23 protein-coding genes are annotated in these 23,296 nt (G+C 71.9%); 11 read left to right on the forward strand and 12 right to left on the reverse strand.

Going from position 1 to position 23,296, the window contains the following annotated elements:
• Nucleotides 1-21 precede the first annotated feature (21 nt).
• From cysS to QM779_RS09740, 3 genes are all read left to right on the forward strand, one after another.
• On the forward strand, nt 22-1,440 hold the full coding sequence (cysS, locus tag QM779_RS09730; protein WP_428534631.1) for a cysteine--tRNA ligase: 1,419 nt from the start codon (nt 22-24) through the stop codon (nt 1,438-1,440).
• A gap of 6 nt (nt 1,441-1,446) precedes the next feature.
• Nucleotides 1,447-2,427: a 23S rRNA (guanosine(2251)-2'-O)-methyltransferase RlmB gene (gene rlmB, locus QM779_RS09735; RefSeq protein ID WP_428534633.1), complete on the forward strand. Its 981-nt coding sequence runs from the start codon at nt 1,447-1,449 to the stop codon at nt 2,425-2,427.
• 285 nt (nt 2,428-2,712) lie between these two features.
• Complete coding sequence (locus QM779_RS09740) at nt 2,713-4,578, forward strand: hypothetical protein (RefSeq protein ID WP_428534635.1); 1,866 nt, start codon at nt 2,713-2,715, stop codon at nt 4,576-4,578.
• Here the strand turns inward: QM779_RS09740 and QM779_RS09745 are convergent.
• The 5 genes from QM779_RS09745 to QM779_RS09765 are packed head-to-tail and all read right to left on the reverse strand — an operon-like array spanning nt 4,571 to nt 9,111.
• Nucleotides 4,571-5,068, reverse strand: coding sequence for a shikimate kinase (locus QM779_RS09745; RefSeq protein ID WP_428534637.1), 498 nt, complete (start codon nt 5,066-5,068; stop codon nt 4,571-4,573). The two genes, QM779_RS09740 and QM779_RS09745, sit on opposite strands and share 8 nt — an antisense overlap.
• The gene (locus QM779_RS09750) at nt 5,065-5,907 is read right to left on the reverse strand and encodes a shikimate dehydrogenase (RefSeq protein ID WP_428534639.1); all 843 of its coding nucleotides are present in this window, start codon (nt 5,905-5,907) and stop codon (nt 5,065-5,067) included. Before QM779_RS09750 ends, QM779_RS09745 begins: the two co-directional genes overlap by 4 nt.
• Before the next feature lie 8 nt (nt 5,908-5,915).
• Nucleotides 5,916-6,953 carry a threonine aldolase family protein gene (locus QM779_RS09755; protein ID WP_428534641.1) on the reverse strand — a complete coding sequence of 346 codons (1,038 nt, stop codon included), beginning with the start codon at nt 6,951-6,953 and terminating at the stop codon, nt 5,916-5,918.
• Between the two features lie 2 nt (nt 6,954-6,955).
• Nucleotides 6,956-8,344 (reverse strand): class II 3-deoxy-7-phosphoheptulonate synthase, encoded by a 1,389-nt coding sequence (locus QM779_RS09760; RefSeq protein ID WP_428534643.1) that lies wholly within the window; start codon nt 8,342-8,344, stop codon nt 6,956-6,958.
• A 5-nt stretch (nt 8,345-8,349) separates the two neighbouring features.
• Nucleotides 8,350-9,111, reverse strand: a complete 762-nt coding sequence (locus QM779_RS09765) for a lysophospholipid acyltransferase family protein (protein WP_428534645.1) — start codon at nt 9,109-9,111, stop codon at nt 8,350-8,352.
• A gap of 23 nt (nt 9,112-9,134) precedes the next feature.
• Between QM779_RS09765 and QM779_RS09770 the strand changes: the two genes are divergently transcribed.
• Nucleotides 9,135-9,878, forward strand: a complete 744-nt coding sequence (locus QM779_RS09770; protein WP_428534647.1) for an alpha/beta hydrolase — start codon at nt 9,135-9,137, stop codon at nt 9,876-9,878.
• Nucleotides 9,879-9,933: 55 nt separating this feature from the next.
• Here the strand turns inward: QM779_RS09770 and QM779_RS09775 are convergent, their stop codons facing one another.
• The 3 genes from QM779_RS09775 to QM779_RS09785 form a co-directional block, all read right to left on the reverse strand.
• Nucleotides 9,934-10,992 carry a hypothetical protein gene (locus QM779_RS09775; protein WP_428534649.1) on the reverse strand — a complete coding sequence of 353 codons (1,059 nt, stop codon included), beginning with the start codon at nt 10,990-10,992 and terminating at the stop codon, nt 9,934-9,936.
• A gap of 73 nt (nt 10,993-11,065) precedes the next feature.
• Nucleotides 11,066-12,121 (reverse strand): NlpC/P60 family protein, encoded by a 1,056-nt coding sequence (locus QM779_RS09780; RefSeq protein ID WP_428534651.1) that lies wholly within the window; start codon nt 12,119-12,121, stop codon nt 11,066-11,068.
• 1,050 nt (nt 12,122-13,171) lie between these two features.
• Entirely contained in the window at nt 13,172-13,384 is a 213-nt protein-coding gene (locus QM779_RS09785) for a hypothetical protein (protein WP_428534653.1), read from the reverse strand.
• Nucleotides 13,385-13,449: 65 nt separating this feature from the next.
• Between QM779_RS09785 and QM779_RS09790 the strand changes: the two genes are divergently transcribed.
• The 3 genes from QM779_RS09790 to QM779_RS09800 all read left to right on the forward strand — a co-directional run bounded on the left by QM779_RS09790 (nt 13,450) and on the right by QM779_RS09800 (nt 16,692).
• Complete coding sequence (locus QM779_RS09790) at nt 13,450-14,607, forward strand: hypothetical protein (protein ID WP_428534655.1); 1,158 nt, start codon at nt 13,450-13,452, stop codon at nt 14,605-14,607.
• A gap of 103 nt (nt 14,608-14,710) precedes the next feature.
• On the forward strand, nt 14,711-16,417 hold the full coding sequence (locus QM779_RS09795; RefSeq protein WP_428534657.1) for a DEDD exonuclease domain-containing protein: 1,707 nt from the start codon (nt 14,711-14,713) through the stop codon (nt 16,415-16,417).
• Nucleotides 16,414-16,692 (forward strand): Lrp/AsnC family transcriptional regulator, encoded by a 279-nt coding sequence (locus QM779_RS09800; protein ID WP_415152493.1) that lies wholly within the window; start codon nt 16,414-16,416, stop codon nt 16,690-16,692. Before QM779_RS09795 ends, QM779_RS09800 begins: the two co-directional genes overlap by 4 nt.
• Before the next feature lie 303 nt (nt 16,693-16,995).
• On the opposite strand, the gene QM779_RS09805 is transcribed toward QM779_RS09800, so the two are convergent.
• Nucleotides 16,996-17,511 (reverse strand): peptidylprolyl isomerase, encoded by a 516-nt coding sequence (locus QM779_RS09805; RefSeq protein WP_428534659.1) that lies wholly within the window; start codon nt 17,509-17,511, stop codon nt 16,996-16,998.
• A 161-nt stretch (nt 17,512-17,672) separates the two neighbouring features.
• Between QM779_RS09805 and QM779_RS09810 the strand changes: the two genes are divergently transcribed.
• The 3 genes from QM779_RS09810 to QM779_RS09820 all read left to right on the forward strand — a co-directional run bounded on the left by QM779_RS09810 (nt 17,673) and on the right by QM779_RS09820 (nt 19,838).
• Nucleotides 17,673-18,788 (forward strand): YtxH domain-containing protein, encoded by a 1,116-nt coding sequence (locus QM779_RS09810; RefSeq protein WP_428534661.1) that lies wholly within the window; start codon nt 17,673-17,675, stop codon nt 18,786-18,788.
• A 114-nt stretch (nt 18,789-18,902) separates the two neighbouring features.
• Nucleotides 18,903-19,157, forward strand: coding sequence for a hypothetical protein (locus QM779_RS09815; protein ID WP_428534663.1), 255 nt, complete (start codon nt 18,903-18,905; stop codon nt 19,155-19,157).
• 9 nt (nt 19,158-19,166) lie between these two features.
• A complete protein-coding gene (locus tag QM779_RS09820; RefSeq protein ID WP_428534665.1) occupies nt 19,167-19,838 on the forward strand; it encodes a prepilin peptidase in 672 nt (223 codons plus the stop codon).
• 6 nt (nt 19,839-19,844) lie between these two features.
• On the opposite strand, the gene QM779_RS09825 is transcribed toward QM779_RS09820, so the two are convergent.
• The 3 genes from QM779_RS09825 to QM779_RS09835 form a co-directional block, all read right to left on the reverse strand.
• Complete coding sequence (locus QM779_RS09825; RefSeq protein ID WP_428534667.1) at nt 19,845-20,714, reverse strand: HAD family hydrolase; 870 nt, start codon at nt 20,712-20,714, stop codon at nt 19,845-19,847.
• A gap of 156 nt (nt 20,715-20,870) precedes the next feature.
• Nucleotides 20,871-21,917: an anthranilate phosphoribosyltransferase gene (gene trpD, locus QM779_RS09830; RefSeq protein WP_428534669.1), complete on the reverse strand. Its 1,047-nt coding sequence runs from the start codon at nt 21,915-21,917 to the stop codon at nt 20,871-20,873.
• Nucleotides 21,914-22,321 carry a response regulator gene (locus QM779_RS09835; RefSeq protein WP_428534671.1) on the reverse strand — a complete coding sequence of 136 codons (408 nt, stop codon included), beginning with the start codon at nt 22,319-22,321 and terminating at the stop codon, nt 21,914-21,916. Before QM779_RS09835 ends, trpD begins: the two co-directional genes overlap by 4 nt.
• Nucleotides 22,322-22,554: 233 nt before the next feature.
• Here QM779_RS09835 and ctaE point away from each other — a divergent pair, with 233 nt between their 5' ends.
• Nucleotides 22,555-23,286, forward strand: coding sequence for an aa3-type cytochrome oxidase subunit III (gene ctaE, locus QM779_RS09840; RefSeq protein ID WP_415152499.1), 732 nt, complete (start codon nt 22,555-22,557; stop codon nt 23,284-23,286).
• Nucleotides 23,287-23,296 lie beyond the last annotated feature (10 nt).

The following is a 23,296-nucleotide window of genomic DNA, read 5'->3' on the forward strand; positions in this document are numbered from 1 at the left end:
GCGTCCGGATAGGATGCCCGGGTGACTTTCCGCCTGTACGACAGCGCGCGCCGCGCCGTGGTCGAGTTCCAGCCGTTGCAGCCCGGCAAGGTCTCGATCTACTGCTGCGGCCCGACCGTGCAGTCGTCCCCGCACCTGGGCCACATCCGCAAGGAGGTCAACTTCGACGTCCTGCGCCGCTGGCTGGAGGCCTCGGGCAACGAGGTGACGATGATCACCAACATCACCGACATCGACGACAAGATCCTGATCAAGTCGGCGGAGGCTTCGCGTCCGTGGTGGGCCCACGCCTACCAGTTCGAGGGCGTCTTCCACCGTGCCTACCGGGCGCTCGGGCTGCTGCCGCCGACGTACGAACCGCGGGCCACCGGCCACGTGCCGGAGATGGTCGCCCTGATCGCCGAACTGATCGAGCGCGGCCACGCCTACGCGGCGGCCGACGGGTCGGGGGACGTGTACTTCAGCGTGCTGTCGTGGCCGGCCTACGGCCAGCTGTCCGGCATGAAGGTGGACGAGATGGAGCCCGCGGAGGACGCCGACCCCCGCGGCAAGCGCGATCCCCGCGACTTCGCGCTGTGGAAGGGACACAAGCAGGGCGACCCCGAGACCGCGGCCTGGGAGACCCCCTGGGGACGCGGCCGTCCCGGCTGGCACCTGGAGTGCTCGGCCATGGCGGGCAAGTACCTCGGTGATGCCTTCGACATCCACGGCGGCGGCCTCGACCTGCGTTTCCCGCACCACGAGAACGAACTCGCGCAGTCCCGCGCCGCGGGCCGACCGTTCGCGTCCTACTGGATGCACAACGCGTGGGTCACCATGGCCGGGGAGAAGATGAGCAAGTCCCTGGGCAACACCGCGGACGTGTTCGCCGCCGTGGAGGCCTACGGCGGACGCGCGGTTCGGCTGTACCTCGCCGGCCCGCACTACCGCTCGGCGATCGAGCTGTCGGACGCCTCGCTCGGCGAGGCCGCGGCGCAGCTGTCCCGGATCGACTCCTTCCTGGACCGGGCGGAGGCGATCTCCGCGGGCTGGACGGCCTGGTCGCCCCGGGAGGCACTCCCGGACGCCTTCGCCGCGGCGATGGACGACGACCTCGGCACCCCGGGGGCGCTGGCCGTGCTGTTCGGCGTCATCAAGGAGGGCAACGTCTCGCTGGACGCGGGCGACACGCAGAAGGCGATCGCGGCGTACGCGTCCGTCCGCTCGATGCTCGGCGTGCTGGGTCTCGACCCCTCCGCGCCGGAGTGGGACGACCAGACCGCGACCGACGACCTGAAGCCCGTGGTGGACGGGCTGGTCGCCGCCCTGCTCGAGCAGCGCCAACAGGCCAGGGCCCGCAAGGACTGGCCGGCGGCGGACGCGGTCCGCGACCAGCTCGCCGCGATCGGCCTGAAGGTCGAGGACACCCCGACCGGCCCGCGCTGGTCCCTGGAGAAGTGAGAAGAGATGCCGGGTAACAGCCAGCGCAAGGGCGCCGTCCGCAAGAAGGGGAAGACCACGCCCGCGGGCTCGGGTGGACGCGTCCGCCGCGGCCTCGAGGGCAAGGGTCCCACGCCGAAGGCGGAGGACCGTCCCTACCACAAGGCGTACCGCAAGCGCCGCCCCGAGGAGCCGGGCCGCACGACCGGTGGGAAGCCGAAGGGCTCGCGCTCTGGCGGGTCCTCGTCGCGGTCGCGCACGGCCACCGCGGGTTCGGACTGGGTGATCGGGCGCAACCCCGTCCTGGAGGCGCTGCAGGCCGGCCTGCCGGTGAAGCGCGCCTACGTCGCCGACGGCGTCGAGCGGGACGACCGGCTCCGTGACATCCTCACCTTCGCCGCCGAGCACGGCATCCCGCTGCTGCAGGCAACGCGCTCTGAGCTCGACCGGCTGACCGGCGGCGGCGTCCACCAGGGCGTGGCGCTCCAGCTGCCGCCGTTCGAGTACGCGGACGCCGAGGACGTGCTGGCCGACGCGCTCGACTCCGACACCCCGGGGCTGGTCGTCGCATGCGACTCGATCACCGACCCGCGCAACCTCGGGGCGATCATCCGCAGCGCCGCCGCGTTCGGCGCGCACGGCGTGGTCATCCCCGAGCGCCGGTCCGCACAGATGACCGCGGCGGCGTGGAAGACCTCCGCCGGCGCGGCGGCCCGCGTCCCCGTGGCGCAGGTGACGAACCTGAACCGCACGCTGCGCGCCTATGCGGACGCGGGCTTCACCGTCGTCGGCCTGGCCGGCGGCGCGGACACCGACGTGGCCGGCTTCCCCGGCATCGACGGCCCGGTGCTGCTCGTGGTCGGCTCCGAGGGTGAGGGCCTGGCCCGGCTGGTGCGCGAGAACTGCGACGTCCTGGCCAACATCCCGATCACGTCGGCGGTCGAGTCGCTCAACGCGTCCGTGGCCGCGGCGATCGCCCTCTACGAGATCAGCCGCTCCCGCGCCTGACGCCCGCCGGCGCAAACGCGGGGATCCCCGGCGACGCTGCCGACCCACCCCGACCAGAGATCCCGGGTCAAGCCCGGGATGACAGGGACACGGACAGCTGCCAGAGATCCCGGGTCGAGCCCGGGATGACAGGCTACGGGTGCAACACCGGGCGGGTTCGATGCGTGCCACCGGGTGCACGAAACCGTCCGACTTCCTGCGTGTCGTATCCGGAAGGGGCCGTCGCGGTTCAGAGTGGTGACGCGACCGCGTCGCCGCGAGCGCACACACGAAGGGAATCCAACCATGACCCACCCATCCCGGGGATCCAGGCCCCGCCCGTCCCGATTGCTGGCAGGCCTCGCGGCCGGAGCCCTGGCGATCGGCCTCAGCTTCACAGGGACGCCGGCCGCGCACGCCGCCACCACCTATTTCTGCGCGGACGACACCGTCCCGTACGCGCCCGTCTCGGAGGTGGAGTCGTTCAGCGCGGGGACGGCCGTCACCGGTCTCACCGTGACCAGCGGCACCACCCCGAGCGGCTTCACCGGGACCTACACCGGCTACATCGCCGACGGCCTCGGCAAGGGCAAGGACATGTTGCTGTTCACGCTGAGCAGCCCCGTCATCGACGGCACCGCCGGCCTCAAGGCCGCGGGCATCTGGGCCGGCATGTCGGGCTCCCCGGTCTACACGACCGACGGACGCCTCATCGGCGCGGTCTCCTACTCGCTCAATGGCGACAACCTTCCGGTCGCGGGCGTCACGCCTGCGGAGTACATGAAGACGATCGGCACCACGGCACTGGGCACCGCGTCGACGAAGATCCGGGTCAGCGCCGCCAACCTCCGCACCGCGACGGCCGCCACCACCTCCGCGCTGACCGGCAGCACGTTCGCACCGGCGAAGACGGTCCAGGTGGCCGGCCCGGCCGGCACCCAGCAGAACGCCTTCACCAACCGGACGCTGGCCCGCACGCCGCGCACGGCCAAGGCGGCGGCCTCGCTGCGCAGCGGGACGTTCCTGCCCGCCGCCGCCGTGAACGACGACCTGACCGCACCCCTGGTCGCGGGCGGCACGATCGCGGCCAGCTACACCAGCGGCGACCTGATCGCCAGTGCCGTCGGCACCGTGACCGCCGTGTGTGGCGACACCGTGTGGGCTTTCGGCCACCCGATGAACTTCGCCGGCAAGACCAACCTGTTCATGTCCAACGCGTCCACCGCTTTGATCGTCCCGGACGCGACCGGAACCTACGGGTCGTACAAGCAGGTGTCCGCCTTCGGTGAGCCCGTGGGCACGATCACCCAGGACCGCTACTTCGGGATCCGCGGAGCGCTGGGCACCACCACAGCGACGCCCGTCACGGTGAACGTGACCAACGCCGCAGGGACACCGGTGGACACCTACAGCATGGACGTCGCCGACCCCGAGGTCCTGGCGTCCGCCGTGGGCGCCCTCGTCGGCCAGGCGGCGTACGAGCAGCTCGACCAGTACGGTTCGGGGACGGCGAAGATCAGCTGGACGATCGAGTTCACCCGTGAGTCCGGCGAACAGCAGAGCCTCACGAACTCGATGTACGTCGAGGACGCCTACTACTTCCCCGACGCCGCGGCGACCTACCCCGCCGAGGATGTCTGGACGATCGGCGACAGCGGCCTCGAGGATGTCACGATCACGGGCGTCACGGTGACCCTGCAACTCCTCAGCGCGGACGCCCTGTCCTACCGGGCCTCCGGCGTCCAGGTCCAGGGCACTTCGGGAAGCTGGAGCACCCTGAGCGGGGCGAAGCTCAAGGCGGCCACCACCTACCAGCTCCGCCCGGTGTACTCCGTGGTCACGAACGACACGCCGAAGGGCAAGGTCTACGGGGACCCGTTCACCGCCAAGCTGTCGAAGAAGGCGAAGACCAGCGGGACGTTCACCCTGCAGGCGACGAGTGACGCGGACGAGTTCTGCGACGAGGACGAGTGCGAGGACTGGTCCGAGGACTCCGACTCCGAGGAGACCTTCGACGACCTGCTGGCCGACCTCGACGCGCTCCCCGTGCGCGACGAGGTCTCCGGCGCGCTGCGGTACAAGCTCAAGTCCGGCTCGTCGGTTGCGTGGTTCGACCTGGTCGCGCCGGGTTACGTCACCGGCAGCAAGAAGGTGGCCTTCACGATCAAGTGAGGTCGTGGCGTCCGAGCGCTGCCAGGACGGCGTCGACGACCTCGCGTGGAGCGAGGCCGTCGGCGCCGACCACGTGGTGGGCGGCGTCCCGGTAGGCCTGCTGCCTGCCCTCGTAGAGGGCGGGCAGGTCGGGGTTGCGCAGCATCGGGCGGTTGGTGTCCCCGCCGACCCGGGCCAGCGCCTCGGCCAGCGGGACGTCGAGCAGGACGACCCGGTGGGCGGTGACCGCGTCCCGGACGCGCTCACTGCCCAGCGCGCCCCCACCCAGGGCGAGCACGATGTCGTCGGCGGCCAGCAGCCCGGCGATCGTCTCCGCCTCGATCCGGCGGAAGCCTTCCTCGCCCTCGGCGGCGAAGATCTCGGGGACGCTGCGTCCCTGCGCGGCCTCGATCGCCTCGTCCGCGTCGACGAACGGCACCCCCAGCTCGCCGGCCAGCAGCCGACCGACGGTCGTCTTGCCCGCGCCCATGAAGCCGACCAGGACGATCATGCCGACTCCTCCGGTGCGGGCGACCCGGGCTGTTCCCGCGTTGCCCCGGACCCTCCGCCGACCGCCTCCCGCCCTGCGGCGAACATGGCGTCCAGCGGTGCCCCCCTGCCGGTGAACAGCGTGAACTGGCGCGCGGCCTGGTGGACGAGCAGGTCGAGGCCGCCGACCACGGCCATGCCCGCCGCTTCCGCGGACCGGGCGAGCGGGGTCGGCCAGCCGGCGTAGACCACGTCGAAGACCAGGCCCAGCCGCGGGGAGGGCAGGGCGACGTCGTCGAGTGCCCCGGCAGGGAGTGTCGAGACCACGACCGGCTGCTCCCCCGCCGGCCACTCGGCCAGCGGTAACGGGGTGATCTCGACCCCGGGCGGCGCCCAGGCCTCCAGTGCGGACGCCTTGCCGAGGTCGCGGGCGTACACGTCGATGGCAGTCACGCCGAGGTCGGTGAGCGCGAGCAGTGCCGATCGGGCGGTGGCCCCGGCACCGAGGACGGCGACGCGTCGCCACGCCGCGTCCCAGACCGGACGCAGCGCGTCCGCCATGCCGGGGATGTCGGTGTTGTCGGCCAGCCATCTGCCGTCCTCGCGCCGCACGAGGGTGTTGCCGGCACGGGCGCGGGCGGCCAGCGGCGTCACCTCGGCGGCCAGCTCCAGGCAGGCCTCCTTCAGCGGCATGGTCAGGCTCAGGCCGCGCCAGTCGGCGTCCAGCCCGGCCAGGAAGTCCGGGAGCCCTTCGGCGCGCACCTCGTGGCGCCCGTAGCTCCAGTCCGAGAGCCCGAGGGCGGCGTAGCCGGCGGCGTGCAGCACCGGGGACAGCGAGTGCGCGATCGGTGAGCCCAGCACCGCGGCCCTCACGTCGCCGGGACCCCGGCGAGGAGGGCTCCGAGGACGCGTCCCGCGGTCGTGGCGTCGTCGACCGACACCTCCTGGTGGGTCACCGCCCGCACCATGTGCGCGCCGAGCGCGGAAACCAGTACGCCCGCATCAGCGGCCCTGCGCGCCACCTCTGCGGCCGGCAGTGTCCCGGTGTCGAGCACGACGATGTTGGTGACCACCGCGGACAGCTCGACCGCGTCCGGCGCGGACGCGGACACCTCCGCGGCGAAGGCCGCCGCGGCCGCGTGGTCCTCGCCCAGCCGGGGCAGGTGGTGGTCGAGCGCATAGTCGGCGGCCGAGGCGAGCACGCCGGCCTGCCGCCAGCCGCTGCCCAGGCGCTTGCGCTGGACCCTTGCGCGCGCGATGTTCGCCGCGGAGGAGACCAGCATCGAGCCGACGGGGGCGCCCAGCCCCTTGGAGAAGCACACGTTCACGGTGTCGAACAGCCGCCCGTAGTCGGCCAGCGGCACCCCGGTCGCGACGTGGGCGTTCCACAGCCGCGCCCCGTCCAGGTGCAGGCCGACGCCGGCGTCCCTGCACAGCGCGGAGACCTCGACGAGGTGGTCCCACGGCTGGACGGTGCCGCCGCCGAAGTTGTGCGTGTTCTCCAGCGCCACCGCGGCGGTCGAGACCAGGTACGGGCCGGCGTCGGGGGTGATCGTGCGCGCGATCGTCGCGGTGTCGGTCACCCCGTCCGCGGAGTCCCAGGTGCGCATCGTGATCCCGTGCAGTGCGCCGTGGGCGCCCATCTCGGCCCTGGCGATGTGCGCCTGCCGGTCGCAGACCACCTCCTGGCCGGGCTGGACGAGACACCACACGCCGAGGAGGTTGGCCAGCGAGCCGGTCGTGCAGTACAGGCCGGCCTCGTGGCCGAGGAGGGCGGCCACCCGCGCCTCGAGCGCGTTGACGGCCGGGTCCTCGCCGTACACGTCGTCGCCGACCTCGGCCGCGGCCATCGCCTCGCGCATGCCGCGCGTGGGCCGCGTGACGGTGTCACTGCGCAGGTCGATCATCCTCAGAAATCCTCCGCGAGGAACTCCTGGACCGGGTTGACCCGCCGGATCCGTCCGCTGGTCAGCCGGTCGGCGATCAGGAACGCCAGTTCCAGCGACTGGTTGCGGTTCAGCCGCGGGTCGCAGGCGGTCTCGTAGCGGTTGGCGAGGTCGGCCTCTGCCAGCTCGTCCACGCCGCCGACGCACTCGGTCACGTCGTCACCGGTCAGCTCGACGTGGACGCCGCCCGGCCACGTGCCGAGCGCCTCATGGACGTCGAAGAAGCCGTTCAACTCCTCCGCCACCTGGCTGAACGCCCTGGTCTTGTAGCCGGTGGCGGTCTCGAAGGTGTTGCCGTGCATCGGGTCGCACACCCAGGCGACCTTGCGGCCGGTGCTCTCAACGGCCTCGACGATCGGCGGCAGCGCGTCCCGGATCCGCTCCGCGCCCATCCGGGTGATCACGGTCAGCCGCCCGGGCTCGTGGTCGGGGTCGAGCCGGTCGACCAGCGCTCCGGCCTCGTCCCCGGTGACCGACGGCCCCAGCTTGATGCCGATCGGGTTGCGGACGTGGCGGAGCAGCTCGATGTGCGCGCCGCCGAGCTGGCGCGTCCGCTCGCCCACCCAGATCAGGTGGGCGCTGGTGTTGTACGGGGTGGCCGTGCGCGAGTCGATCCGGGTCAGGGCGTGCTCGTACTCCAGCAGCAGCGCCTCGTGGCTGGAGTAGAAGTCGACCGTCCGGAACGACTCGTTGTCGACGCCGCAGGCCACCATGAACGCCAGCGCGCGGCTGATCTCGTCGACCAGCTCCTCGTACCGGGCCTCCACGTTGGAGTTGTGGACGAAGTCGGCGTTCCAGCCGTGCATGGCGCGCAGGTCGGCGTAGCCGCCCTTCACGAACGCACGCAGCAGGTTCAGCGTGGCCGCGGAGTGGTTGTAGACCTCCAGCAGCCGGTCCGGGTCGGGTCGGCGGGACGCGGCGTCGAACGCCAGCGCGTTCACCGCGTCGCCGCGGTAGGCCGGCAGCGTGACGTCGCCGCGGGTCTCGGTGTCGCGGCTGCGGGGCTTGGCGTACTGCCCGGCGATCCGGCCGACCTTCAGCACCGGCACCTGCGCGGCGTAGGTCAGCACCACGGCCATGCTGAGCAGCACCCGCAGCTTGTTGCGGATGTTCGCCGCCGTCACCGACTCGAACGTCTCCGCGCAGTCGCCGCCCTGCAGCAGGAACGACCGCCCGGCGGCGACGTCGGCGATCTTGCCGCGGAGTTCGTCGCACTCACCGGCGAAGACCAGCGGCGGCCGGCGGCGAAGCGCGTCCTGCACGCGGGCGACTTCGGCGGCGTCGGCATAGGCCGGCTGCTGGGCGGCGCCCAGACGGTGCAGTTCGGCCAGGGACGGGATCGCTTCGAACACGGCGGTCAGGATAGCCCGCCGGCGCCAACGGCGGGCGGCTGGGTGCCGGAGCCGGGACGGGGCAGGATCCGGGCGTCCGCCTCGGCGGCCGACAGCGAGCCGCCCTTCACCGAGGTGCCGTAGGCGTCGACGTAGGTCTGGCCGGACAGGTCCTGGATCGCCGCCATGATCTCGTCGGTCACCCAGCGCAGCACGCGGTGGTCGTCGAACAGGCCCGCGTAGGCGGAGAAGTCGAGCGGCTTCCCGACCACGATCCGCGGCCGGCGGATCCAGGGGATGCCGATCCGCGTCCGCACGGCCTGGGTGTCGAACATCGCCACCGGCACCACCGGGACGCCGGCGGCGAGCGCCATCCTCGCTCCGCCGGTGTGGCCCTTGTAGAGGCGGCCGTCCGGGGAGCGGGTGCCTTCGGGGTAGATGCCGACCAGCCCGCCGTGGTCGAGCACCTCGAGCACGGGCCCGAGGCCGGCGAGGCTCACCCGACCGCCGGACCGGTCCAGCGGCACCTGCCCGATCGCCTTCAGGAACCAGGCAACGATTTTCGCCCCGAGCCCGCCCTTGCCGGCGAAGAGTTCCGCCTTGGCGGGGAAGGTCAGCGTGCGCTCCATCATCGCCGGCAGGACGAACGTGTCGCCGGCGGCCAGGTGGTTGCTCGCGAGCAGCGCCCCTCCGGTCGCCGGGATGTTCTCCTCACCCTCGATCCGGGCCTTGAAACCGAACCGGACGACGGGCCGGAACAGCACGTTCTTGAAGAAGGCGTACCACACGGCGGACAGCCTACGATGACGCCATGCAGGTGAGCGATTTCGCGCAGCCGTTCCACAGCGGCGAGGGCACGGTGGGCGTGCTGTTCTGCCACGGGTTCACCGGGTCGCCGTGGTCGCTGCGGGAATGGGCACAGGTCACCGCCGATGCCGGCTACCGGGTGTCGCTGCCACGGCTGCCCGGCCACGGGACGTCCTGGGAGGAACTCAACCTCACGGGCTGGCGCGACTGGTACGCCGCGGCGGAGCGTGCGTTCAGCGAACTCAGGGCGTCCTGCGACGTGGTGTTCGTCACGGGCCTGAGCATGGGCGGCGCGCTGGCGCTGCGGCTCGCGGAGAAGCACCCCGACGACGTCGCGGGCCTGGTGCTGGTGAACCCCGCCGTCCTCGGCTACCCCAAGATGCGCGCGGTGCCCGTCGTGAGCAAGGTGATGGCCTCGACCAAGGCCATCGGGTCGGACATCGCCGCCGAGCACGTCGACGAGATGGCCTACGAGCGGACGCCGCTGAAGGCCGCCCACTCGATGATGCGGATGTGGGTGGACGTGCGCGCCTGCCTCGACCTGGTCAGTTGCCCGCTGCTGCTGTTCCGCTCCGCGACCGACCACGTCGTCCCCGCCGCGTCCACCGCGTTCGTGATGAGCCACGTGTCGAGCAACGAGATCTCCGAGCGCGTCCTGGGCCGCAGCTACCACGTGGCGACGATGGACCACGACAAGGAGCAGATCTTCACCGAGTCGCTGGAGTTCTTCGCCGCCCACTCCGGCTGACGCGCGGTTCCGGCACGTTGGGGACGGTTCCTGGCGTGCCATCGGCGGCCGGAGCTCAGGCGAGGTCGGCCAGCGCGTCCCGGTACCAGCGGGTGATCCGAGCGATCTCCGCGGAGCTGACGCTGTCGGCGTCATGGATCGCCCGTTGCCAGAACTCGTCGGCGTCCGCGCCGAGGTGCGCGCGGACCTGGTCGGCGGCGAACTGGGCCAGCGCGTAGTCGGTGAGGCTCTCGGGGTCGGCGGGCAGGGCGTCGGGGACGCCGTGCTCCTTGAGGTGGGCGACCACGAGGGCACGGTTGCGGGACGCCGTGCCCCGATCCGACGCCGCGGCCACCGATTCGGCCAGTCCCTCGACCGCCCAGCCCAGCGAGGCGCCGGACGCGACGCACGCAGAGTTCGTGGCCACGTGCACGGCCTCGTGGACGAGCGTGCTGTCGAGCCATTCGGCGGGCTGGCTGAGGACCGCGGGGTTCACCACGATCCGCGGGGTGCCGCTGCCGCAGACCGTGATGGCGGACGCGTCGTCCGCGGAGGCGCCGCTGACCTCGCCGAAGCGCCCCTGCGGCGGGACCTCCACGACGAGGCCGCCCGTCCAGCCCTGGCCGACGCCGGCCGCGTCGACGACGCGGGCCGCGCGGTCGAGTCGATCGGCCCACCCGGTGCGCGAGGCGGCGTCCAGCGACACCGAGACGAGGGTGCCGGACGTCGCGGGCGTGACCACGACGTCGGGGTAGGCCCAGAGTGGCAGGGTGTCGCCGTCCGCGGTCATCGAGGCGATCCGGTCGGTGCCCGGCTCAAGGGTGAAACGGACGGTCTCTGCGGCCGGCCCGCGATCACCGGGTAGCCGGTAGTCCGCCCGCAGCCGCCCGTCCGCCGGGGAGGTCAGGGACGCGGAGCCCGCGGTGAGGACACCGAACCCGCTGCTCGCGACCGCCCGCGTCCGGTCGTCGCTGGAGAACGCGCTGACGAACCCGGTCTGGGAGCCGGTGGCGATCGCCGCGTCGAGGCGTTCGGCGATCGCGGCCGAACTGGTCGTCGTGGCAGCGACCGGAACGGTCGGGGCGACGGGGTCCGTGCAGCCGCTGGCAGCGCCCAGGACGGCCGCGACCAGCACCGCAGTCAGGAAGGGGTGGAGCGGAGGGCGTCCCCGCTGGCCCGGTGGGAACGTCGGAACCGGTGGCGCCGGCTCAGCCGACGATCCGGCGGGCACCGGCCCAGGGAGCCGGGTACGAGGCGAGCGTCTGGATCACCAGGTCGGAACGCGTGTTGCGGGCGTGGACGATCTTGCCGTTGCCGATGTACATCCCGACGTGGTGCACGGGGTGGTACCAGAAGATCAGGTCACCGGGCTGGAGTTCGCTCCTCGACACGGCTCGGCCGAGGTGGGACTGGGCCTGCGACGAGTGCGGGAGGCTGATGCCCGCGGCACGGTACGAGGCGAGCATGAGCCCCGAGCAGTCGAAGCTGTTCGGGCCGGACGCGCCCCACACGTACTGGCTGTTCTTGACCTTGGACACCGCGTACTTGATGGCCGCGAGCGCCTTGGCGTTCGCCGTCGCGCCGTCGAGGTCGTTGAGGCTCCAGCCGGTGCTGCCGCCATCGGCCTCGTTCAGCTCCTCCTGCTGCTGGTTCGTCAGGGTCAGGACGAGGGCCTGCGCCTGGTCGACCTTGTCCTGGACCTCCTGCTTGAGGTCGGCGAGCTTCTTCTCCTGGTCGGCGAGCGCAGCGGTCTCTGCGGCCTGCGTCCGCTGCATGTCAGCGAGGTTGGCCTGCTCGGACTGGTGCTCAGCGAGCGTGGCGCTCATGTCCTGGTCGACCTTGTCGGCCGTGGACAGGCGGTCCAGCATCGTGTCGGGGTCGCCGCTCGTGAAGATCTGGACGGTGGTGTCGACCTCACGGTTGCGGAACTGCATCAGGGCGATCGCGCGCACCTGCTCGGCGAGCGCGTCGACCTTGGCCTGCTGCGCCTCGATGTCGGACTGGAGGACCTTGAGCCGGTCCTTGCTGTCGGACAGGGCCTGGGCGGCCTGGTCGTAGTCCTCGCCGACCTCGCTGGCCTGCTCCTCGAGCGCCTGCACCTGGTCCTTCGCGTCCGCGAGCTTCGCTGCCGTGGTGGACGTGGGCGAGGGGGACGGCGACGGAGAGGGGGTGGCGACGGCGGTGGTCACCGATTGGCCGCTGAAGAGCACCAGGGTCGCCGCCACGACGGCGATCGCGTTGCGCGCACCCTGCTGTACCCCCATGCCCCGAATCCCTCCCGCTGAAACAAAACTGAGAAAATCCTAAGGGGGAGACTTCAGGATGGCAACTCCGTCCGGATCCCGGAGCACCTTCGGCCCGGTTCCGAGCGGCCCGCGAGCCCTCGGGGCGTCCCCCACCGACCGTCCACTCTAGGTGCGCACCCCAACCCAGGGGGAGTAGCCCTCGGCCTGATCGCCCCCAAGCTGACGAGTGGTGCGCGCCCCAACCGCCCCGGGAGTAGCGCTGGGAGCCGAGCCCCGAGCCACACCCGCCCACGGTCCCTGAGAAGCCGATCCGAGGAACGAGGGTCGGCGTCACGAAGGGCCGCCGCCACGCCTGCGTCCACCTTGTCGTGGACGGTTCTGCGGCGAGTTCGCCCGTTTCGGTCCATCTTGTCGAGAGCAGATGCCAGCCACGGCTCAAGGTGGACGCTTCTGCGGCGAGTTCGCCCGTTCCCGTCCACCTTGTCGTGGACGCGACCGCGTCCACCCTGTCGTGGACAGTTCTGCGGCGTAGTCGCCCGATTCGGTCCACCTTGTCGAGAGCAGATACCAGCGGCGGCTCAAGGTGGACGCTTCTGCGGCGAGTTCGCCCGATTCGGTCCACCTTGTCGTGGACGCGACCGCGTCCACCCTGTCGTGGACGCTTCTGCGGCGTAGTCGCCCGATTCGGTCCACCCTGTCGAGGAGGCATGCTCCCCGTCGAGTGCGGAATGGCTCCCTCCCGGAGATCCCGGGTCAAGCCCGGGATGACAAGACCCCGGCCGCTCCCATCCAGTACAGACGGCCACTCCCGGAGATCCCGGGTCAAGCCCGGGATGACAAGACCCCGGCCGCTCCCGTCCAGTACAGACGGCCACCCCGGAAGATCCCGGGTCAAGCCCGGGATGACGGAGTCGACACGGTCCCTGAGGAGCCGCCCCGAGGGACGAGGGACGGCGTCACGAAGGGCCGCCGCCACCCTGGCGACCAGCACAGCGTCCAGTGCGGACAGCCGCCTCCCGGCAATCCCGGGTCAGGTCCGGGATCACGACCCCACCCGGACCCTCGGGGTCAGCCGGTGCCGGACAGGCCGCCGTGGTCGGCACGGACCAGGCGAAGAGGAGGAAGGAGACCCGAGTCCGCCATCGCTCGCAGCGCCGACTGCTCCTGGTCGTCGAGCACCAGCGCGTCCGGCATCGGGCCCAGCAGAACCGACACCACGCAGTCCGCACACGCGGGGCCACGCGCCCGGCAGGTGCCGCAATCCACATGCAGTACGTCCATGCCGACAAGCATTGCGGTCGCCTCTGACACTCCCCTCCCCCGCGCGCCGCACCTACGCTGAAGACGTGCGCAGCAGGGTGTTCGCCGCTGCGGTGGCGCTCGCGGTCCTGGCCGGCTGTTCGACGGGCGGCCCGGAACCGGGCGCGCGCGGGTGGGACCGGGTCACCCTGCCGGACGGCGTCCGGATCGCGTCCCTCGCCGCGGACGCTGACACGCTCCTCGCCGGCGGCTCGGTCGGGAGCGGGGCGGACGGCAGCGGCCAGACCTCCGCCGACACCGCGCCCCGGCTGTTCGTGATCGAGGCCGGAGGCGTGTCCGCGGAGGTCCCGCTCACCCCGGCCGACCCCAACGCGGCGACGGCGAGCCTGGTGGCCCTGACCGCCTCCGGACGCCGCGTGTACGCGATCGGCAAGATGGTCGCCGGCGCCCACTCCAACCCCAGGCTCACGGTCTGGGACGGCTCCGCCGCCGAGGGCCTGACGAGCCGGCCCCAGGAGTTCTTCACTTTCGGCGGCCACGACGCCGGCCCGCTGCTGGGCACCGTCGTGGTGGACCGCGCTCCGGTGATCTTCGGCAGTCGCACCTCCACCACGGGAACGGTCGGCCTGCTCTGGACGCGCAAGCGCGAGACCTGGACCCCGCAGGACCCGGTGCCGGCGCTCACCTCTTCCGCCGACCGCGAGCTGGGGTTCACCGCGCTGGCACAACTCGGCGGCCGGCTGGTCGTCGCCGGCGACGAGGTGGGCCTGCAGGGCGGCCTCACCCAGCTCCCGGCGATCTTCGTCGGCGCCGTCCGCGGCCCGTGGGACGAAGTGCTGCTCCCCGTCCCGGGTGACCTCGCGGCCGTGGCGGGCCAGCTGTCGAGGGCGACGTCGATCTCCTGCCTCGGCACCGGCTCGAGCTGCTGGGTCGCGGGCTGGGTGCGCGGACACCCTGTGGTCTGGCCGGTCACGATCGGCGACGACCCGGCGCCGGGGGCCCCGATCGTGCTGGCCGGCGAACCGGCGGCCGACGCCGACCCGGTGGCCGTCGCCACGACCTCGTCCGGACGGGCCGTGGTGTTCACGAACGCTGCGACTCCGTCCCTGTACCTCGGCTGCCCTGACGCGTGGCGCAACCTCGGGACGCCTCCCGCCGCCGTGTCCGCCGCCGTCGTCGTGGGCCACGACCTGTACGCGGTCGCCGGGGACACCCTCTGGCACACCGACGCGCCGACCTGCTGAGCATCCGGCACGCTCGGTCAGGTCGGGCCGCCCCCGTCGCGCGGATCCGCACGCTCCGCCCTCGGCGACCGCAGTGTCACAGGCCCCGTCTAGCGTCGTGATCGTGACCAGTGCCGCCGTCCTCCAGCCGAGCTTCGACGACCTCGGCCTGCCGCTGGCGCAGGTCACGTTCTGCGTGGTCGACCTGGAGACGACCGGGAGCACCGCTGAGGACGCGATCACCGAGGTCGGCGCGGTCAAGGTGCGTGGAGGGCAGGTGCTCGGCGAGTTCCAGACGCTGGTGAACCCGAACATGCACATCCCTGCACTCGTCGCGGTGCTGACCGGCATCACCCCGTCGATGGTCGCGGGCGCCCCGAAGGTGACGGAGGTACTGCCGAGCTTCCTGGAGTTCTCGGCGGGCTGTGTCCTCGTCGCGCACAACGCCGGCTTCGACACCGGCTTCCTGCGACGGGCCTGCGAGGCCCACGGCTACCCGTGGCCGCAGCCCGTCGTGGTCGACACCGTCGCGCTCGCCCGGCAGGTGCTGCTGCGCGACGAGGTTCCGAACGTGAAGTTGGGGACGCTCGCCGCCCACTTCCACGCCGCGACCACCCCCAACCACAGGGCCCTCTCCGACGCCCGGGCCACCGTCGACGTCCTGCACGGGCTCCTGGAGCGGGTCGGCAACCTCGGCTGCCGCACGCTCGAGGACCTGCAGGAGTTCACCCGGCGGGTCTCGCCGCAGCGGCGCGCGAAGCGGGGCATGGCCCAGGGCGTCCCCCGTGCCCCGGGCATCTACCAGTTCGTCGCCGACCTCGAGGGCCCGGACGGACGGCCGCGGCGCCAGGTGCTCTACGTCGGGAAGAGCCGCAACCTGCACCGGCGGGTGGCGAGCTACTTCACCGCGGCCGAGACCCGGCCCCGGATGGACGAAATGGTCCGGATCGCCACGTCCGTGGAGACCACGGTGTGCCGCACCCCTTTGGAGGCGGACGTGCTGGAGCTGCGGCTGATCGCCGCGCACTCCCCCCGCTACAACCGGCGCTCGAAGTTCCCCGAGCGTCAACTGTGGCTGAAACTCACCAGGGAACCGTTTCCCCGGCTGTCGATCGTGCGGACCATCGCCTCCGACGACGCCCTCTACTTCGGGCCGTTCCGGCGGCGGGCCGCCGCGGAGCAGGCGATGCTCGTGCTGTACGACACCTTCCCGATCCGCCAGTGCACGACCCGGCTGTCGCCGCGGCGACCCACCAGCGCCTGCGCGCTGGCCGGCATGGGACGCTGCTGCGCACCGTGTGAGCTCGCCGTGACCCCGGCCGAGTACGCCGAGCTGACCGAGCGGGTGCGGCGCTGCCTCACCCTCGATGTGGGTCCGGTCGTGCGTGGCGTCGAACCGAAGCTGCGCCGGCTCGTGAGTGCCCAGCGCTACGAGGACGCGGCCGTGCTCACCGAGCGCCTGGAGGGGTTCAGCCGCGCGGCGTTGCGCCACCACCGATTGGCGAGCCTGGCCGCGTGCCCCCAGATCGTTGCGGCCTGTCGCACGGAGGCCGGCTGGGAGATCCACGTGGTGCGCCACGGCCGCCTGGCCGCCGCCGCCCTCGCCCGGCCCGGCGAGGTCCCGCAGCAGGTGGCCAGGGACGCCGTCACCGTGGCCGAGTGGGTCCCCGCGCCGCCCGGTCCCGCCCCCGCGGCGATCATCGAGGAGACCGAGCGGATCGCGGACTGGCTCGAGCGCCCCGGCGTCCGCCTGATCGAGATCGAGGGCGACTGGAGCTGGCCCGTCCGGATCGGCCCGGCGGCGTCCGCGCAGATTAGGATCGGCGCATGATCACCGCGATTGTGTTCGTCAAGGCCGACGTGGCCCGTATCCCCGAGGTCGCCCAGCAGATCGCCGACCTCGACGGGGTCTCCGAGGTGTACTCGGTGACAGGGAAGGTCGACCTGATCGCGCTGGTCCGCGTCCGCACCATCGACCAGGTCGCGACGACGGTGGCCGACCAGGTGAACAAGGTGCCGGGCGTGGAGGGCACGGAGACGCACATCGCGTTCCGCGCCTACTCCACCCACGATCTGGAGGCCGCGTTCTCGATCGGCGCCGAGTAGCGGCTCCGCGTCGCCCTGCCGGTCCCTGCCCTGCGCGGGGGGGGCCGGGACCGGGCCGCTGCTGGTCGACCCGCCGAAGCGTGAGCCCTCGGCGCCGCTCGGGGACGCGCGTGTGGCGCGGCCGGGGTGACCGCCACGTTTCCCGGCCTTTCGCAGTTGAGAACGGACACAGCGGGTGAAACAGCGACGTTGCCCGGCTTTTCAGCCTCGGGTGAGGCCTGAAAAGCCGGGCAACGTCGCTCTCCGAAATCCTTCGCCGCCGGACCTCCCCGATAACCCGGGAAACGTCGCGGTGTGAGGGAGTCAGTCCTCGGTGACCTCGACGGTCTCGATCACGACCGGCTCCACGGGACGGTCCATCCGGCCGGTGCGGACCTTGCCGATCTCGTCCACGACCGCACGGGACGCGTCGTCGGCGACCTCTCCGAAGATCGTGTGCTTGCGGTTGAGCCACGGGGTGGCGTCCACCGTGATGAAGAACTGGGAACCATTGGTGCCGGGCCCCGCGTTCGCCATGGCCAGCAGGTAGGGCTTGTTGAAGACGAGGTCGGGGTGGATCTCGTCACCGAAGGTGTACCCGGGGCCACCGGTGCCGGTGCCCAGCGGGCAGCCGCCCTGGATCATGAACCCGTCGATCACGCGGTGGAAGGTGAGACCGTCGTAGAAGTTCCCGGTGGTGCGCTGCCCGGTCTGCGGGTCGGCGTACTCCTTGGTCCCGGTCGCGAGGCCGACGAAGTTCGCCACGGTCTTGGGAGCCTGGTCGGCGAACAGGTCGATCACAATGTCGCCGTGGTTGGTGTGAAGCGTGGCCTTGGCCATCGAGTGGTCCTTTCTCAGACATGTTCAGACTCACCGCAGGCTACCGTCGCCCGCGTGCCGGACAAGTCGGTGGATGAGCGTCGCCCCATCCTGACAGATGCCATGTCTAGGGGGCCCGCTACCGGGTACGGTGGTTCCATTCGAGCATCCCGGGAGGCACAGTGAAGACGAAGAAGTTGCTCAACGCGGTCGAGGACGGGACGCAGACCGCGGTCGAGTACCTCACTCCCTACGTCGAGCAGGCGCTCCGCGACGGCGGTGATTTCGCCGACCAGGCCTATTCGCGCGTCCGGCCCGTGCTGAAGGACGCCGGCATCCGCGGCGCCCGACTGGCTTCGGAGACCTTCGAGAAGGTGCACCCGGTCATCGACGATGCGCTGGACAAGGTGTCGCCCGCGGTCGATGCCACGGTCAAGGCGGTCCAGCCGGCGGTGGAGGACGTGCTGCACAGGATCCCGCCGACCGTCGACTACGCGCGCGAGAAGGTCCAGGCGGACTACCTGCCGCACCTCGCTGCCGCCCTGCGCGAGCTCGCCACCCAGCCGCTGGCCAAGGAGTTGAAGGTCGCCGCCGCGTCCGCAGCCCTGGCGAAGGAGCTCGACAAGGTGTCGAAGCCGAAGAAGTCCGGCTGGAAGACCTTCGGCAAGATCCTGCTGGCCGGCGCCGTGCTCGCCGGTGTGGTCGCGGCGCTGCGCAAGCTGTTCGCCGACCCGTCGACCGGGTGGGAGACGCACACGCCGAAGACGGCCTATGTCGCCGATCCGGTGGCGGACGTCGCCGACACGGTGAAGAAGAAGGCGTCCGCGGCCGCCGAGAAGGTCGCTGACGTCGTCGACGACGCGAAGGACGAGGCCGCAGACCTCGCCAAGGACGTCAGCGACAAGGCCCAGGACGCGACCGCAGACCTCGCCGACAAGGTCGCGGACGCGAAGGACAAGGCTGCCGACGTCGCGAAGGACGTCAGCGACAAGGCCGAGGACGCGACCGCAGACCTCGCCGACAAGGTCGGGGACGTGAAGGACGACATCGAGGACAAGCTCGACCAGTTGGCCGACGAGGCCGAGGGCGGCGATGCCGCCCCTTTCGCCGGTAGCCCCTACGGTGACGGCTCGTACGTTGGCGACGAGCCGCCGGAGGGGTTCACGATCAAGGGCAACGACCGCTCGATGAAGTACCACCTCCCGGGGAGCGCCGCGTACGAGCGCACCATCGCCGAGGTCTGGTTCGACAGCGAGGAGGCCGCGCAGGCGGCCGGTTTCGTCCGCGCCCAGCGCTGATCCGCCGAGCGCACGGGGCCGGTGCCCTCGTGCGGAACGGTCGGAACCGAAGAAGAAGCTGAGAATCCGCGGGGGCCACTCACACGGGCCCCGCGGATTCGACTTTCTCCCGGTGTGGACAACCAGTACTGGGTGCAGGCCGCACCCTTCCGCGCCCTCGTCGGGCGCCTCCTCGACCTCTCCGGCCTGCCGTGGCCGGTTCTCGCGAGCTACGCCGGCGTGCAGCCCGCCGTCCTGCAGCGACTCCTGTACGGGCGGGACGGACGGGCGTCGGGGCGCATCCCCAGCGATTGCGCGCGGCGGCTGCTCGACCTCGACGAGGGCCAACTCGTCCGGCTGGGACGCCTGCGGCGCAGCGCGGCCCGCTAGGCTGCGCAGGTGCCCACCGCGCTGCTGGCCGGCCTGCTGGCCGTCGCGCTGGCGGGCGTCGTCGCACTGCTCACCCCCACGATCCTGCGTCGGCTCCCCGTCCCCGAGGAGGCCGAGGACCTGCCGCCGTTCATCGAGCTCGACTCGTTGCGGTTTCGCTGGACAGTCTTCGCGACAGCAGCCGTGGCCGGGGGCGTGGCCCTCGACTGCACGGCTCCGAGCCTGTGGCCCGCGTGGGCGCCGTTCGCAGCGCTCGGCGCGCTCCTGGGCCTGATCGACCTGCGCACGACCTACCTTCCGCTGCGCCTCAGCTACCTTGCCCTGGCGCTGGTCTGCGTCGGCGTGGCCGTCACGGCCCTGCTGCAGGGCAGTGTGGCCCCCGTCCTGTGGGGCGCCGCGGGTGGCGCGGGCGCCGCGGCGCTGTTCTGGCTGGCGTGGCGGCTCAGCGGCGGCCGGATGGGGTTCGGGGACGTCCGCCTCGCCGGGCTGATCGGCGTGGTGGCCGGCACCGGCGGGCTCACACTGGTGCTCTGGTCGTTCCTGCTCGGCACGACGGCCGGGGCGATCTGGGGCCTGGCGACCCGCGTCCGGCGCGGCGTGGACGGCGAGTTCCCCTACGGCCCCGCACTCCTGCTGGGCCCGATCCTCGCCCTGGTCGTCCAGCAGCTGTTCGGCCGCTGACCGGGCTCAGCCGCCGAACAAGAGCTCCGCGGCCTCGTCGAGCGAGCCCACCAGGGCCGCAGCTGTCCCCCGCGCCCCACCCGTTACGTTTGCTCCCGAAAGCTGGCCTTGCTCCCGGAATTCGGGGAGCAAGGCCGCCTTTCGGGAGCAAACCGGGTCGGAAGGATCGGAGTTGTGGCCCGCTGACTCGTGGCCAGCGAGATCGCCCGTTGCGTCCCGGACGAGGTGGAGCGCGAGCAGGCCCGCAGCCTCCGCGCCGAGGACGTCCTTGGTGAGGTCGTCACCGATCATCACGGTCTGCGGGGGCGGTGTGCCGAGTCCCGCACACGCGTGGCGGTAGGCCCTCGGGTCGGGCTTGGCGATGCCGAGCCCTCCGGACGCGAACAGGCGCAGCCCCGGGAGGTCCAGGCCGACCCGGGTGAGCTTGAGCCGCTGGTGGAACTCGTCGCCGTTGGTCAGGACGCCCACCGCCGCCCCCGAGGCCAGGGCGCGACGCAGGAAGGTCAGCGCGTCGGGGTACGCCTCCCAGGCGGCCTCGTACTCGACCCGATAGCCCGCGAACAGGGCGTCCGCCTCGGCGTCGGAGAGGTGCGCGAAGGTCTCGTCGAAGCCCCGCAACCGGCGTCGGCGCTGCTCGACGTAGCTGCACTCGCCGCGCTCGAACCGGGTGAAATGGACAGCCTCGAGCTCCCGCCAGCGGCGGACGGCGGCGTCCGCGTCCCCGTCCCACCCGGGCAGGCGCCTCGCCCATGCCACGACAGCCCTCGTGGACGCACCCACGTGGTCGACCAGCGTCCCGTCCAGGTCGACCAGGAGCCCCGCGCACGCGATCACGCCACGATCATCCCCGATCGCGACCCGTCCCACCCGTTGCATTTGCTCCCGAAACTCGCAGAAGCCACCGAAATTTCGGGAGCTTCTGCGAGTTTCGGGAGCGTTTGTGGATGGGCTCTCCGAGAGGGGGCCGTCCGGGTCGGGACCGGCGAACAGGTCTGGCCGGACCGCGAGCGTCAGGCGGGCCCGGAGAGCGGCTCAGGCCGGCTTCGCGGCCTTGGTCGCGGCGATCCAGGCGTCGAGGACGGCGGACGCCGCGCCGGAATCGATCGCCTCGTACGCGCGCTGGAGCGGGCCGGCGAGCTGCTCGGCGACCGGCGTCGAGAGGTCAGGTCCGGCGAAGGCCAGCTGGGCAGCGGCGGCGTTGAGAGCGACGATGTCGCGGACAGCGCCGGGCGCCCCGCCGAGCACGTCCCGCACGACCTGCGCGTTGTGCGCCGGGTCGCCGCCGACGAGGTCCTCGCGGCGGACGGGGGTCACGCCGAGCTCGGTCGGGTCGAGCCGGGTCTGCACGACCTCGCCGTCCCGGATCAGCCAGACATCGGAGGTGGTCGTCGTGGTGAGTTCGTCCAGACCATCACCGCCGTGGAAGACGAGTCCGCGCTGGCCGCGTCCGGCGATCACGCCGGCGACCAGTGGCGCCATCCTGGCGTCCGCCACGCCCACGGCCTGCGCGGCCGGACGGGCCGGGTTGGCCATCGGGCCGAGGAAGTTGAAGGTCGTCGGGACGCCCAACTCCTTGCGGGCGGTCGCGGCGAACCGCAGCGACGGGTGGTACATCGCGGCGAAGAGGAAGACGATCCCCGCGTCGGCCAGCACCTTCGCCTGCGCGGCCGGCGGCACGTCGATCGCGACCCCGAGCGCTTCCAGGCAGTCAGCAGTGCCGCACGCGCTGGACGCGGCCCTGTTGCCGTGCTTCACGACAGGGACGCCGCACGCCGCGGCCACGATCGCCGCCATCGTCGACACGTTCACCGTGAAGGCCTGGTCGCCACCGGACCCGACCACGTCGACGGCCTCGGACGGCAGCTGGATCGGCGTCGCCCGCTCGAGCATCGCGTTCGCGAGCCCGGTGAGCTCCTCGACCGTCTCGCCCTTGGCCCGGAGCGCGATCGCGAAGCCGGCCACCTGCACAGGGGTGGCGTCGCCGGCGAGGACCTGGTCCATCGCCCAGCCCGCAGCCTGCGGGTCGAGGTCGTTGCCGCGGACCAGGTCCGACAGGACGCCGGCCCAGGTCAAGCTCACGCGGTGGCCTCGGCGGCGAGACGGGCCCGCAGCAGGTCGGCCGCGGCGGCGGGCAGCCGCACCGGGTCGACCGGGTAGGGCGTGATCGCGTCCGCCTTCGACCACGTGGCCAGCCACGCGTCCGCGACCCGCGCGACCAGCAGCAGCACGGGCGGGCAGTCCTCGATCTCGTTCTTCAGCTGGTGGCACAGCCCGATCCCTCCGGACGGGGTCGCCTCACCGTCCAGGATGACCAGGTCGATGCCGCCGGCGTCCATCGCCTGAAGGACCACCGGCTGGGTGGCGACCTCCAGGACGTCCAGTTCGGGCAGATCGGCGGCCAGCTTCCTGCCCAGGGTCAGGCGCACCTGCTCCCGGGTGGTCCGGTCGTCGGAGTAGAGCAACACCCGTGCCGTCGTCTTCATCTGCCTTCCTCATCCGGCGTCGCTGCCCCGCGTCCGCCTGCGCGCCATCGTAACGGTTCCGGGTCGGCCACTCCGCCCGCGCCCGCGACCGGCGAGCGCCCGGCGGGACACCTCTCCGGGTGGGACGAACGACGGGCCCCTTACGGCCTCCCCCACGTCCGGCGCAAATCCCGACACCCGAATGTCATGCCGGGGTAGTGCCCATCCCGGCGGCACTTCGACATAATGACGGAATGGCCCACACCACGCCGCTGAGTGCCTCGACCAGCCTCCCGCACGGTGCCCTGCACCCGGTGGCTCCCAGTCGGCTGCACGGCGTGCGCGGACGCCCCGACCCGCTCGCGGTCGGCGTCATCATCTGGCTCGCCAGCGAGCTCATGTTCTTCGCCGCCCTCTTCGCCGCCTACTTCTCGCTGCGGGAGACCACGAACGCCGCCGCGGCCAAGGCCGGCACGACCCCGATGTGGGAGTGGGGCTCGAGTCACCTACTCAACGACTGGTTCGGGATCAGCTTCCCGTGGTTCGCGACGATCAACACGACGATCCTGCTGCTCTCCTCGGTCACCTGCCAGCTCGGCGTGCACGCGGCGGAGCACGGCCAGGTGGGTCGCACCGGCTCGCTGCTGAAGGTCGGCGGGTGGGGCCTGCGGGAGTGGTACACGCTGACGTTCGTGATGGGCGCGATCTTCATCGGCGGCCAGGCGTTCGAGTACGCGAACCTCGTCGGCGAGGGTTTCGTGCCCTCTGTGAACGCCTACACGTCGGCGTTCTTCCTCGCCACGGGCTTCCACGGGCTGCACGTGATCGGCGGCCTGGTGGCATTTCTGCTGATGCTCGGTCGGACGTACCTTTCCCGGCGGTTCACGCACGAGCAGGCCGTGCACGCCATTGTTACCTCGTACTACTGGCACTTCGTCGACGCGATCTGGGTCGTGCTCTTCGGCGTGATCTATCTGCTGCGCTGAGTCCTAGGAG

The sequence above is a fragment of the Propionicimonas sp. genome (assembly GCF_049840635.1).
Taxonomy (GTDB): Bacteria; Actinomycetota; Actinomycetes; order Propionibacteriales; family Propionibacteriaceae; genus Propionicimonas.